This is a genomic window from Desulfovibrio cuneatus DSM 11391, assembly GCF_000430005.1.
Lineage (GTDB): Bacteria > Desulfobacterota > Desulfovibrionia > Desulfovibrionales > Desulfovibrionaceae > Frigididesulfovibrio > Frigididesulfovibrio cuneatus.
Window position 1 is genome coordinate 19,699 of record NZ_AUCY01000021.1, and the last position, 13,530, is coordinate 33,228.

General features: G+C 56.3%; 10 protein-coding genes. 1 reads left to right on the top strand and 9 read right to left on the bottom strand.

What is annotated here, in order from left to right:
- Positions 1-84 precede the first annotated feature (84 nt).
- The 9 genes from G497_RS0106485 to G497_RS17090 all read right to left on the bottom strand — a co-directional run bounded on the left by G497_RS0106485 (position 85) and on the right by G497_RS17090 (position 12,321).
- Positions 85-3,090, bottom strand: coding sequence for a heavy metal translocating P-type ATPase (locus G497_RS0106485; protein WP_027187551.1), 3,006 nt, complete (start codon positions 3,088-3,090; stop codon positions 85-87).
- A 283-nt stretch (positions 3,091-3,373) separates the two neighbouring features.
- Complete coding sequence (locus G497_RS17070; RefSeq protein ID WP_084516057.1) at positions 3,374-3,958, bottom strand: 4Fe-4S dicluster domain-containing protein; 585 nt, start codon at positions 3,956-3,958, stop codon at positions 3,374-3,376.
- A gap of 86 nt (positions 3,959-4,044) precedes the next feature.
- Positions 4,045-4,428, bottom strand: coding sequence for a hydrogenase maturation nickel metallochaperone HypA/HybF (locus G497_RS0106495; protein WP_027187552.1), 384 nt, complete (start codon positions 4,426-4,428; stop codon positions 4,045-4,047).
- A gap of 215 nt (positions 4,429-4,643) precedes the next feature.
- Complete coding sequence (locus tag G497_RS0106500; protein WP_027187553.1) at positions 4,644-5,738, bottom strand: hydrogenase large subunit; 1,095 nt, start codon at positions 5,736-5,738, stop codon at positions 4,644-4,646.
- 70 nt (positions 5,739-5,808) lie between these two features.
- On the bottom strand, positions 5,809-6,477 hold the full coding sequence (locus tag G497_RS17075; protein WP_084516059.1) for an NADH-quinone oxidoreductase subunit C: 669 nt from the start codon (positions 6,475-6,477) through the stop codon (positions 5,809-5,811).
- Positions 6,455-6,988 (bottom strand): 4Fe-4S dicluster domain-containing protein, encoded by a 534-nt coding sequence (locus G497_RS17080; RefSeq protein ID WP_034636986.1) that lies wholly within the window; start codon positions 6,986-6,988, stop codon positions 6,455-6,457. Before G497_RS17080 ends, G497_RS17075 begins: the two co-directional genes overlap by 23 nt.
- Positions 6,972-7,448, bottom strand: coding sequence for an NADH-quinone oxidoreductase subunit B family protein (locus G497_RS17085; RefSeq protein ID WP_051257905.1), 477 nt, complete (start codon positions 7,446-7,448; stop codon positions 6,972-6,974). The genes G497_RS17080 and G497_RS17085 overlap by 17 nt, the downstream gene beginning before the upstream one ends.
- Before the next feature lie 15 nt (positions 7,449-7,463).
- A complete protein-coding gene (locus G497_RS0106520; RefSeq protein WP_051257906.1) occupies positions 7,464-8,444 on the bottom strand; it encodes a respiratory chain complex I subunit 1 family protein in 981 nt (326 codons plus the stop codon).
- Between the two features lie 97 nt (positions 8,445-8,541).
- A complete protein-coding gene (locus G497_RS17090; protein WP_051257907.1) occupies positions 8,542-12,321 on the bottom strand; it encodes a complex I subunit 5 family protein in 3,780 nt (1,259 codons plus the stop codon).
- Between the two features lie 517 nt (positions 12,322-12,838).
- Here G497_RS17090 and G497_RS0106530 point away from each other — a divergent pair.
- Positions 12,839-13,507 carry an HAD family hydrolase gene (locus G497_RS0106530; protein WP_027187555.1) on the top strand — a complete coding sequence of 223 codons (669 nt, stop codon included), beginning with the start codon at positions 12,839-12,841 and terminating at the stop codon, positions 13,505-13,507.
- Positions 13,508-13,530: the final 23 nt, after the last annotated feature.

Genomic DNA, 13,530 nt, shown 5'->3' on the forward strand with positions numbered 1-13,530 from the left:
AGTCGTACCACCTTCTAAAAACTCACAACCGCCCATGTGCTTTGGTAGCGCATGGGCGGTTGTTGTTTCTGTGTATTTCAGTGGTTAGTCAATGACTGAGATAACCTCATACCCGGCATCCGTCACCGTCTTTTCCAGTGTTGCCGCATCCACGTTTTGGGGGGCAGTTACTGCCACCTGTTTTGTTTCCAGGGTTACGGTGGCGGTGACGCCGGGCAGAGTGGCAAGGGCTTTTTCCACCCGTGCTTTGCAGTGCCCGCAGGTCATGCCGTTTACTGTCATTGTCCATTGGGCCGTTGCGGTTTGTTGTGTTGCTTCCATGGTTACTACCTCGTATCCTGCTTCTTGCACAGCGGTTTGCAGTGCCTCGGCAGTGGTTGTTTCCGGTGCGGCAATATGCACCTGTTTTGTTTCCAGGGTGACTGTGGCGGTTACTCCGGGCAGGGTGGCAAGGGCTTTTTCTACCCGTGCCTTGCAGTGCCCGCATGTCATGCCATTTACTGTCATTACCCATTGGGCGTCTTCCGGTGCAACGTCCTTGGGCTGTGTTTGTACTGTATTCAGCGGGGTCAGTGTGGTTTGCCCAAAGGGAGTCTGACCGGGGGCCTGACCTGCTATGGGAATGGGGCAGGCTTCTGCTGTTCCTTCTGCCGTTTTGGCGGCGTTTACTGCTGCCATGGTGGGGAAGGGAGCGGAATTACGAGATGTAAGCGGTGCAGGCGGGGCAGGCTGTGCTGTTGTTACACTGCCCTGTGTTGTTGCCTGTGTGCTTGCCGGGAGTGTTGCAGCGGGCTGCACAATAACCCCCTGGGGCGGAACCGGTTTTTGGAACAGGTTCAGGCGCAGGGCGTTGGTCACCACAAACACGCTGGAAAGGCCCATGGCAGCGGCGGCAAACATGGGGTTCAGGGTTAAACCAAAAGCCGGGTACAGCAGCCCTGCTGCCAGAGGAATGCCCAGAATGTTATAGAAAAAAGCCCAGAACAGGTTCATTTTGATGTTTTTCAAGGTGGCTCGGGAAAGGTCAAAGGCCGTTACCGCGTCCCACAAATCGCTTTTTATCAGCACTACCTCGGCAGATTCAATGGCTACTTCTGCCCCTGCCCCAATGGCCACGCCCACGTCGGCCCGGGCCAAGGCCGGGGCATCGTTAATGCCGTCGCCCACCATGGCGGTTTTGTGGCCCTGGGTCATAAAGCGCTGTACCTGTGCGTCTTTGTCTTGGGGCAGCACGTCAGCAATAGCTTCGTCAATGCCCACTTCCCGGCGCACGGCTTCCGCTGTGGCGGCGTTGTCCCCTGTAAGCATAACCACATGCACCCCGCGCTGTTTCAGGGCGGCAATGGCAGCGGCGCTGCTGGGCTTGGGCTTGTCTGCAACGGCAATAATGCCTGCAAGGCTGCCGTTCAGGGCAAAGTACAAGGGTGTTTTGCCCGCTTCTGCCAGGGTGGTGGGCAGGGTGCCTGCTGCGGCGGTGTTAATGCCTTGCTGGTTCATAAGGCGCAAGTTACCAGCCACGCACAGGCCAAGGGGCGTTTGAGCCCGTAGCCCAAGGCCGGAAAGAGCGGTGAAGCCGCTGGCCTGCAAGGGGGCAATATTTCTGGTGGCAGCTTCCTGCACAATGGCTTTGGCCAGGGGGTGTTCGCTCATGGCTTCCACCCCGGCGGCAAGGGCCAGCAAGGTGGGTTCATCACTGGCAAGGGGCAGAATGTCGGTTACTACTGGCTTGCCAGAAGTGACGGTGCCTGTTTTATCCAGCACCATGGTATGAATTTTACCGAACCCTTCCAGGGCCTGGGCGCTTTTAAACAGAATGCCGTTTTTGGCCCCTTGGCCAGTGCCTGCCATAATGGCCACAGGCGTTGCCAGCCCAAGGGCGCATGGGCAGGAAATAATCAGCACGGCAATGGCACGGGCCAGGGCAAATTCCACTTGGCTGCCAGCCAGCAGCCAGCCCGCAAAGGTAAGGGCCGCAATACCCATGACCACAGGCACAAATATGCCGCTAATGGCATCTGCCAGGCGGGCAATAGGGGCTTTGGTGGCTCCGGCTTGCTCTACCAGGGCAATAATTTGGGCCAGGGTGGTGTCGTTGCCCACGCGCTTGGCCTGCATCACAATGTAGCCGCTGGTGTTTACCGTGGCCCCGGTAACAGTGTCGCCGGGGGCTTTTTCCACAGGTACGCTCTCTCCCGTGAGGGCAGATTCATCCACCGCAGAGGTGCCTTGCAGCACAATACCATCCACAGGCACGCGGGAACCCGGCTTGACTGCCAGGGTGTCTCCCGGCTGAATTCCTTCCACAGGAATGGTTTCTTCCTGCCCGTTACGAAGGCGCAAGGCCGTTTTTGGGGCCAGGTTCAACAGGGCGGTAATGGCAGCGCCCGTGCGGCCCTTGCCCACGGCTTCCAGTGTTTTGCCAAGGGTGATAAGGGCCAGAATCATGCCCGCGCTTTCAAAATATAAGTCGTGCAGGTAGTGGGCTGCCACCATGTGGTTGCCTGCCCCAAGTGCCCAACCCATGTGGTAAATGGCGAAAATCCCGTAAATGAGCGCAGAGGAAGTGCCCACCGCCACAAGGCTGTCCATGTTGGGGCTACGGTGCCAAAGTGCTTTGAAGCCGCCCCGGAAATAGGCACTGTTTACCAGCACCACAGGCAGGCACAGCAATAGCTGGGTAAAGGCCATGGGAATGGCGTTTTCCACCCCCACCAGGGAAGCGGGCAGGGGCAGGCCCATCATGGGGGCCATGCTCAGGTACATGAGGGGCACCATAAACCCGAAGGAAACCACGGCCCGGCGCTTCATGGCAGCAATGGCCTTGCTGGCGTCGAACCCGTTTTTTTGCGGGGCAGGGGCTGCGCCGTGCCCTTGGGGCAGGCGGGGGGTGGCGCTGTACCCGGCGGCTTCAATGGCAGCCTGCACAGCTTCCATTGTGGTCTGGTTCGGGTCGTGTTCCACCAGCATACTGTTGCCCAGCAGGTTGGCTTCCGCCCGGGTTATGCCGGGCAGCTTCTTCACTGCTTTTTCCACATTGCTTACGCAGGCGGAACAGGTCATGCCTGTGACATCAAATAATGTTTGCTTCATTGCTCGCCTGCTTGGGAAACTCTGATGTATGCAGTCTTTCCCTAAGTGTAGGGTGTGTATGCAAAAAGGCAACGGGCAAGGAAAAGGAGATTTCCTGCTGCGGGCAGGTTCCTTGTTGTAGTGCTTCCGTCACATGGGACATATATGCTGTATAGGTAAGGCCGCCGGGCTGTAGCGTCAAGCCGTGGCGTGGGCACCAAGCATAGAAACGCCCAAAAGCCCATGCCACTAAGTATTGGTGGGCATGGGCTTTTGGTAAATACAGCAAATGCAGTGAGGCTGATTATTTTTCCGGAGTGTTTTCTGCCGGGGTTTCTTCCAGCATGGAAGGTTCCACAGCACCACCACTGGCAAGGCGGCGGTATTCATCAATGGGCATCATGCGCAAGGCCCCGGCGGCGCAGGCTTCCACACAGGCGCTTACCTGTTTGCCTTCCCGTTCCCGCCATTCGGCGCACATGTCGCAGCGCACGGCAATCATGCGGTTTTCGGATTTGTCCAAATTGGCTTTTTCTTTTTCCGTCAGCTTGATAAATTCGGGGCTGATGGCCCCATAAGGGCAGGCGGCAATGCACAGCCCGCAGCCTGCACAAAACTGGGTGCGCATAACAATGCGGCCCCGTTCATTAAGCACCAGTGCCTGGGTGGGGCAAATGTTGGCACAGGGGGCATTTTCACACTGGCGGCACTGCACTGGCATACGAATTTTATCGGTTTTTACCACATGCACACGTGATGCAAGGGTTTTACGGTGCTTTACCGCTTCTTTAATGGTCATGTTGTGGTGGGAGGCAATGCAGGCAAGTTCGCACTTGGTGCAGCCCTTGCACTTGGCAGAGTCCACATAAATAACAAAATTGCTTTCCATATAAAGTCCTTATTCTCTCATTGTAACGTATGTGTTGTTTGTACCGATGTCATCGTTTGCCAAATACCAGGCAGTGGTGGTGGGCTTTATGTAACTGCCTGCACTGCGGTGCCGTAGGGGGCCACCTTGATGGTGTCAATGTACAGTTGGTTGCCCTCAGCCCAGCGCACCCCTTCTCCCCCGCATTGCGGGCAGGAAAAACGGCGGCTGGTGGTGCTTACACTGGCCTTGCAAGCCGGGCAATGCCCCGTAAGCGGTTCCACCACCACTTCAAGGGTGGCCCCTTCCGCAGGGGTACCTTCTGCCAGCAACGAAAAACAGCCAGTTAGGGTGTGGGCCTCCACACAGGCTAAAAGCCCTGCCCGCAAGCGCACATGCTTCACCTGCAACGCTGCGCCTTGCGTTTCATGGCGCTTGGCTTCTTCCAGCACGATGCGTAGCAGTGAACTGGCAAAAACTGTTTCGTGCATGATTATATGTTCCTATTGCATTGGGGAAGGCTCTGCCTCCCCCAAGATGAAAACAGTCAGTTTTCCCAAATAGTTGGTTGAGAACTCTGGGAAACGCTGAATTTTTTCGTCTGGCAAGGCGCGAGTGTTTTTTACAGAGGGGGTGGGCTCTTTGGCCCTGCCCCTCTGTAAAAAACAGGAAGCAACGCAGCCAGACGGGAAAAGGCAGTGTTTCCTTATCGTTCGGTGCAGGAAACGCAAGGATCAATGCTGTTGACGATGAGAGAAACGTCAGCCACGGCGCAGTCTTTCATCATCACTTCCAGGGCGTCCCAGTTCATGTAGGAGGGCACGCGCCATTTTAAGCGGGTAGGAATGTCTGATTCATCGGTACGGATGAAGTAGAACAGTTCCCCGCGTGGGGCTTCAGTGCGGGCGCAGCCCTGGCCTGCGGGAATAACGGGCAGTGGGGCGGTGAGCTTGCCTTCCGGCAGGTTGGCCGCAATCTGGCGGATAAGGCTGATGCTTTCATTCACTTCGCGCAGGCGTACCATGGCGCGTGAATGCACGTCGCCGCCTGTTTCCGTAATCACGTTAAAGGACAGCTCCGGGTATATGCCATAGGGTGCGTCGCGGCGCACGTCCACAGCCAGGCCGCTGCCCCGTGCCACTGGGCCTACAAGGCCATAGCGTATGGCTTCATCCTTTGGCAGTACGCCCACACCCACGGTGCGGGAGCACAGCATGGGGTTAGAGGCGTAAATGTCGATGATTTCCTGCATGTGCCCTTCAAGGCGCTGCAAGCTGCGGGTAATGTAGCCGAATAGTTGGGCGTCCACATCGTTCTTCACACCGCCAAGGGTGTTGGCGGCAAGGTCCATGCGGTTGCCATATACGGTTTCCTTCACGTCCTGCATAATTTCACGCACTTCCATAACGTGCATGAACAGTGACTTGTACCCGATAATGTGGGCCAGAATAGCCACGTTAAACAGGTGTGAAGCTACGCGCTTGATTTCATCTGCCAGCACACGCAGGTACTGTGCCCGGCGGGGCACTTCAATGCCTGCCAGGTTTTCAATAGCCATGCAGTAGGTCAGGGGGTGGCTGTTGGAACACAGGGAACACACCCGTTCTGTCAGCACAATGTTCTGGAACAGGTTGCGTTTGGTGGCCAGGGCTTCCATGCCACGGTGGACGTGGCCGGACGTAATTTCCACGTGGCGCACCCGTTCCCCTTCCACTGTTACCTTGAAGTACATGGGCTCTTCCAGGGCAACGTGCATGGGGCCAAGGGGCAATGTAAACTCTTTACCAAGGGCTTCGCTCATAGCGGCTCCTATAAAACTGGCGTTGATGCGGGCCAGTGAATGCTTGCAAATATGTTGTGTTTTGAGTTCCCTAGTTTCCGTTTTCAGGGGCAGTGGCGGAAACAGGGGTAAACGTGGGTTCCTCAATTGGCGGGGTGCTTATGTCGGTTGGTGCCCCGTGCGGGTTTTCAAGCCCGTAGCTGCCGTCGCTTCCGGTAATATCCACCCCTTTTGCCGCCATAACCTGTTCCCACAGGTTGCGGGTGGCAGCGCCATGCACCATGGCAGAAAAAGGAATGAGGGAAGACATAATGCCCGCATCCAGGCGTTCATCCAGAAACAAACGCTTGGGGTTGGGGTGGTCCACAATGTCAATGCCGAACATTTCATGGAACTCGCGTTCGTTCCAGTCTGCATTGCGGAACCAGGAGGTAATGGAAGGCACTGCCACGGGGGTGTCGCACCCGGCGGTATACAGGGGCACAGTCACCGTGACCACGGTATTTGCCAGGGCAAAATGGTAGGCAATGGCTTTTTTATTGCTGTTTTCGCCGCGCTCTTCCACATAGGCTGTCATGGTGCACAGGCGTGCGCCGTTTTCGGCCAGGGCTTTGGCGGCGGGGCGCAGGCTTTCGGTATTGTTCAGGCGCAGCCAGCCAAAGGCGTTCTGCTTCACGTCAAATGTCCACTGCGTGGCAAGCTCTGTGGCTTGCAGCAGGGCATCATGCACTATTTCGTTACTCTTGTTCGTGGGTGTCATTGCTGATTTCCTCCCGGCGGGCCGCAGCCAGTTGGCGGCAGCTTGGGCAGAGTTTCAAAAGGTCGGTCATGTCCACAGGGCTGTGAGCGTATAGCCGGGCTGCCAGTTGTGGGGGCAGCATGCGAATGTGGGCCCCGCACCCGGCGCAGGCAAGGTACGGAATGCTGTAGTGGGCGGCCCAGTCGTATTTATCTTCCTGGGTGTGGGCGTTGTGCCAGTCTGTGCTCAGGGTAATGGCCTTGGTGGGGCAATAGTGCCGGCACATGCCGCACAAAGCACAGGTGTTATGCCACACGGTGAAGTTATAACCTGTTTTTTCTTCATTATCTTCAATGCGAATGGCCCCGCCTGCACACATATGGTGGCAAATGCGGCAACCCACGCACTGTTCCGGGTTTACCACCACCCGGCCACGAAAGCGTTCCGGTGTGTGGGCTTCTTTTGCGGGAAAGGGGTCTGTGGAAGGGCCTTGGGCAAGGTTTTTGCCCAAAAGTTTAAGGAAGCGAAACATGGCGTTCCTCCTTGTGGCCTGGGGCAATGCCGTTGAGCCTGTCCAACCATATTTTCTTTGCCAGCAACACCCCTTCCATAATGGACTGGGGGCGCGGCGGACAGCCGGGTACGTTGACATCAACAGGAATATACCGGTCAATGGGGCCTTCAATGGAGTGCCCACCTCGGAACACACCGCCGCTAATGGGGCAAATGCCCACGGCAACGGTCACTTTTGGTTCAGGAATTTCCTGCCATACGCGCAGCACTTTGTCGCGCACGCGCAGGGTAAGGGGGCCGGTTATAAGGACAATGTCTGCATGGCGCGGGCTACCGCAATAACGGCAACCAAGGCGTTCCACGTCGTAGCGGGGAATGCAGGCAGTGGTGGCCAGTTCCACATCGCAGCCGTTACAAGAGCCTGCGTTAATGCGGTACAGCCACGGGGAGCGAACCACTATATCAGAAAACAAGTTCACGGGAAGCTCCTTGGGTTACAAAGAAACCCATGCCAGCACAACACTTACCAGGGCAAGCGTGGCGGGGTATTTCAGGTAGAAGGAAAGGGCCTGTTCAATGCGCATGCGGGCTGTTGCCGCCTTGCACAGGGTAAGGGCCACCAGCATAAGCAGCAGGCATTTGGCGGCAAACCACACAATGTTTACCAGTGGGCCACCTGCCACTGTGCCTGGGAAGAACATAACCACCCCAAAGCCAAGGGCAATAACCAGCTTCATGGCGCTGGTGAGCTGGAAAAAGGCCAGAAGCCCGCCGGAATATTCCAGCAGGGGGCCTTCCAGAATTTCTGTTTCCGCTTCTGCCACGTCAAAGGGGGGCACACCCATGGTCCCTGGCAGGTACAGCAGGTAGGCCACAAAGGCGGGCAGCATGGAAAGGGTGAACCCGAAGGAGCCGTGTTCACGCTGGTATTCAATGATTTTACGCAGGGAAAATTCCGCGCTGCCTTCCCCGCCCACTTGCATGGCCACGGCCAGAATAACCAGTAGCAGGGGCACTTCATAGGCAAACATCAGGGTCATTTCACGGGAAAAGCCCAGCGCACCGAAGGGAGAACTGGAAGAAGAACCCGCCACCATCAGGGCAATGGCAGGCAAGGGAAGCAGGTAGAAAAACACCAGCATGTCGCCCATGTTTTCCATACCGTAATACACGCCGGGCACAGGCAGCAGGGCAAGGCACACTGCCATGCCTGTGAAGCCCAAAAGCGGGGCATACATAAACAGCGTTTTGTTGGCTGTTTCCGGGATAATGGTTTCTTTGCTGGCAAGTTTTACCAGGTCGTAAAACGGTTGCAGCAGGGGGGGGCCAACGCGCCGTTGCAGGCGTGCCTCCACTTTGCGGTCAATGCCTTTCAGCACAAGGCCAAAAAGCAGGGCAAACAGGCCGCCGGGAAATACCACAAGGTGGAACAGCCCGGTGGCTGATTGGGAGATGAGAGAGAATATGTCGCTCATGGTTTGTGTGCTCCATGCGGGGTAAACACCGTGTATTCATGCCGGGGCTGCTTGTTAGCCCAGCCCCGGTCCACCATAACATTACGCTTGGCTACTGCTATTTTTTCCAGTTGTCCCACAGGGCAGCCGGGGAAGAATAGATGTCTTTTGTGGTGGTGCGCAGGTTCAGGTCGTCCGGGTCAATACCGCAGGTGTGAATGGGGCTTACCCGTTGGTTTTTGGTGAACATGAGCAGCACTTTTCTTCCCCCAAACCAGGCCGCAGCTACCAGCACGCTGGCAACGGTGGCGTTCCATGCCCCTTTGCCCGAAGCAATGCCCCACGGGGCAATTTCAAGGGGCGTGAGGGAGAACTGCGTAAGCACATTGTTCAGCGGGGCAAGGAGCAGGCCGGGGAATACGCTGGTGACTACGCAGGCCAGGGCCAGCAGGCCCATGGGCACCAGCATGGCTTTGGGGGCTTCCTGCACATTTTCCAGGCCAGGGGCTGGCTGCCCCAGGAATACGGAGTGCATGAGCTTGGCAAAGTAGGCCAGGGTAATAACGCTGCCCATGAGGGAAAGAATGGCTACCAGCACGTGGCCTTGCTCCATAAGAGCGTGGTAAATAATCCACTTGGAAGTAAAGCCGTTGCTGGGGGGCACGCCAATAACGCACAAGGCACCAATGGCAAACAACCCCATGGTAATGGGCATACGCTTGCCAAGGCCGCCCATGGCGTCCACTGAATGGCGGTGCGATTGCAGAATAAGGGAGCCTGCCACAAGGAACAGGAGGTCTTTAAAGAACACGTGGTTGAGCAGGTGCAACAGGCCACCTGCCACCCCAAGGGAAGTGCCAAGGGCCACGCCTACTACCATGTAGCCAAGCTGGCTTACGGTGGAATAAATAAGCACCAGCTTGAGGTCTGACTGGAACACGGCGTACGCGGCAGCCATAACAATGGTAATGCCGCCCACCCACACCACAAGGGTTTGGATGGCGTTTTGCCCGAACAGACCGGCTGTTTGGGCCAGCAGCGCGCCGCCGCCCAGCACAAGGAACAGCTTGGCAAGGCCGAAAATGGCGCTTTTAAGCAGAACGGAAGAAATGTAGCCGGAAACAGGCGTGGGGGCCGTTGCCGGGTGCATTTGCACGTCAATGCGGAAGGGGAGCTGGGCTGCCTTCATCACAAAACCCGTGGCCATAAGCAGCAGGGCAATGAATATTTTACTGCTGGAAAGGCCGGGCAGGGCAGCAGTTACCGTGGTAAATTCGGCACCGCCGCAACAGTTTACAAGCAGCACAACGCCAAGGAACAGGAAGGCTGCCCCCAGCACGTTGAAGAAGAAGTACTTGAAGCCTTCTTGCAGCGCTTCTTTGTTTTCTTCATGCACAATAACAAAGTACAGGCTCCAGGAACTCATTATTTCCCAGAACAGGAAGAAGTTGAACAGGTCCTGGCTGGCGGCAACCCCGGTAAGGCCTGCTGTCATAACCAGGAAGAAGGCGTAAAAGCGCCACTGGGTGTGGCTGTGGTCCATGTAGGCCGAAGCGTAGTACATGTTCACTGCGCCAATGGTAGGCACAATAAAGGCGAATATGAAAGAAAGCGTGTCCAACCCTTGCCCGAACAGCAGCACAAGTATGGCTGCAACGGCAAGTACGCCAGCAGTGGCACGGCCTGCCTTGGCAGGTTCAGCCCGCAGCAGCACAGGCACCGCAGCGCCCAGCAGCAGCACCAGGGTAAAGGGCTGCCAGATAATGTTCAGGCTGGGCAGGCTTTGGGCGGCAATTTTGCCGGAAGCCACAAGGCCGTTCACCACGGGCAACACAAGGGAAAGGCCCAGTTGCGGGAACAACCCAAGCACCACGCACAGGGCGGCAAGAATGCCTATGGGCAGGCGCATGGCCAGGGGAGCTTCTTCCACTGCTGCGCCTTCATAGGGTTCAAACACCAGCACGCGCACAATGCGCATGTAATACACACACCCGGCAAGGCTTGCCAGCAGCATAAGGCCTGCCAGCAGGGGGCTTTTGTCTGCCAGGGCAAACAGCATCAGGTACTTGCTCATGAACCCGGCAAAGGGCGGCAGGCCCATAATGGCAATAAGGCCCACCACCATGCAGCCTGTGGTAAAGGGCATAACCCTGCCAAGGCCTTTCAGGCCGTCCAGGTTGCGTGTGCCCGCCCGCAGAATCAGTGCGCCAGAACACAGGAAGAGCAGGTCTTTCATAATGGCATGGTTCACCACGTGCAGGAGTGCCCCGGTGGTGGCAAGCCAGGTGCACAGGCCAAGGGTCATGGTGATTTCACCAATCTGCCCCATGGTGGAATAGGCGAACAGGCGCTTTATGTCTTGCTGGCGCAGGGCCATGAATTCACCATATAACATGGTGATAAGGCCAAGCCCGGTAAGGAGCTTGCCCACCCCGGGAATAGCAGCAGGAATGCCCGCCGCCATGTCCGCTTGCTGGGGAGCGCCTTGCAAAAAGGCCCCGGTACCCAGAATAACCAGGAATATCTGCACAATGCCGAATATGCCTGCTTTGGTGAGCACACCGGAAAGAGGAGCAGAAACAGAAGAAGGAGCCGCGGGGTGCGCATCCGGCAGCCATGCGTGGCCGGGCACAAGGCCAGCTTTTACGCCAAAGCCCACCAGGGTCAGCAGGGCCACCAGGGTTGCCATGCCGGGGGCAAGGGTTGCACCCATGCTCGCCAAGGCGGCAATATCCAGGGTGCCAAGTTTGGCGGAAAGCACCAGCAGGCCGGGCAGCATAACCGCCGCAGCCACGCTGCACATAATGAAGTACTTGATGGCGGCTTTGTGGGCACTTTCAGTGCCTTCATAGGCTACCAGCACGTAGGAAGTCAGGGTCATTATTTCCCAAAATACATAGAACCCGCCCAGGTTGCCCGCAGTGGCAATGCCTGCCAGGGAACCGAACATAAGCAACAGGAAAAAGAAGTAGCCGGGGGCGCTCATGCTGGGGCCATTATGAATGTACCCGCAAGAGTAAATAGTCACCAAAAGGCCTATGCCCGTTACCAGCACGGCAAACAGGCGGCCCACCGGGGCCAGGGAGGTGTCTGCCACTGCAAAAGCAAATGCCAGAAGCATGGCCCCAATGGCAATAATGTTGCGTACCTTTTCCCCCATGCTGGCGGTGCACCACACAACCACGCCCGCTACAAAGGGAATAAGGGCGGCGCTGTGCCAATGCACGGCAAAATCGGGTAAGGTGGCTGCGCTTGCACCAACCAGGGCGGCAGCCATGCTGCCAAGGCTGTGCCCGCCAAGGCCCATAAGCACAAGCAGGCCAGCCAGGGCAAGGCCGCTGGTGTTCTGGTTCAGGCGTTCATCTTCCGCGGCAAAGGAGCCGTTGCCAAGCCACAGCCCATGCACCAGCAGCACGGTGGTGACTGCCATAAGGGCATTGGCAGCCACCACAATGGCAGGTGTAAGCCACGCTCCGCCAGCTAATACCCCTTGCAGAATAAATGGTTTTGCGTCTGGGGTAAGGAAGGGGCTTACCCCCAGGGCCGCAAACATGGCAAAGGCAAAGAGCGTGGTGGTAACCCGGCGCGCTTTGCCTATGCCATATAAATTTTCAGTGTGCTGTACGCTGGCAAATTCCACCAGACGCATTGCGCAGGAATATGCCAAAAAACGGGCAATCCCTGTGTACACAAGTTGCAGCACTGCTCCGGTTTGCCCGCCATCTGTGCCGCTGGCCATGCCCACAAGCAATGTGCCCACATCCGCAATGCATAACCAGGTAACGCTTTGTATGAGGTTAGAGCGTTTCTTCCAGGCCATAAACGCGCCATATGCAAGCACGGCGACGCCAAGCCATGAGATGAGAAAAAACCCCACTTGGGAAAGGAATGAAAACATGACTTATTTCCTGTGAATTAAGGGTGCCATTCAAGTGTCCGTAAGCCATTCCAATTGTTTTGTCCTTCTTAAAGAAGGCATTTTGGCTGGAAGGAGGTTATATCCGCGGCATGGCCTAAAAAACAAGCTTTATTTTGACTGATTCTCATTAGGCTGTTCCTTATGGCTTGGTACCAGAGTTATTGACTTTTTCAATTGTGAAAAAAAACTCAAGCCTGAATATGTTACTCCTACCAGCTTGAAGGGAGGAACTCAACTAAATTTTGGTATAAAAATTTATCAGGTATGAATTTCTTCTCATAATGAACTCTCCGAGTTGTATTATGAGCTTGTGGGGGAGCGCCCATGGAAAGAGGGGGGGGCACATGGAGTGTGTACTCATTTACTCCTATATGTGCACGGTGCGTACGTAGCGTTGTGCGGTTTTTCTCATAATCGAGTGTGCCCCCCTGGTTGACAAGGGGCATAGCCTCTGCCTAATGACATGAGTCTATTGTAAGAACCAAGGGGAAAATGTATGGCACAGGCACTACCAGCAAAAGCTGTTTTTTTTGATTTAGATGGAACGCTCATTAATAGCCTGGAAGATTTGGCTGACACCACCAATGATGTGCTTGCGGGGCATAATCTGCCAACCCACCCGGTGCAGGACTACCGTTATTTCGTGGGAGATGGCATTCATACCATGTTGCAGCGCACCGTTCCTAAAGGTACAGACCCGGCCCTGGTGGATGCCCTGGTGGCCCAGGCCAAAGTGGAATATGGGCAGTACTGGGCCCGGAAGACCCATGTGTATGCGGGTATTTTCACCATGCTGGAACAGTTGCAGGCCAAAGGGATGCAGTTGGCGGTGCTTTCCAACAAGTTACAGGAATTTACCACAATGGTGGTGCAGCACTTTTTCCCGCTACAGCCGTTTGTATTGGTAAAAGGCAGCCCGGAAGGGGGCAAGGCCAAGCCAGACCCCACCATGGCCCTTGCCATGGCCAAGGAACTGGGCCTGCACCCGCAAGAGGTGCTGTTTATGGGGGATACGCGGGTAGATATGGAAACCGCCACCGCTGCGGGCATGGTGCCCGTGGGGGTGCTGTGGGGGTTCCGGCCCAAGGAAGAATTGCTGGCTTACGGGGCCAGGTATTTGCTGGAGCAACCGCAGGATGTTTTGCAATACTGCGGAAAACGCTGATTGTTCCGTTTGGCGGCGTTGCT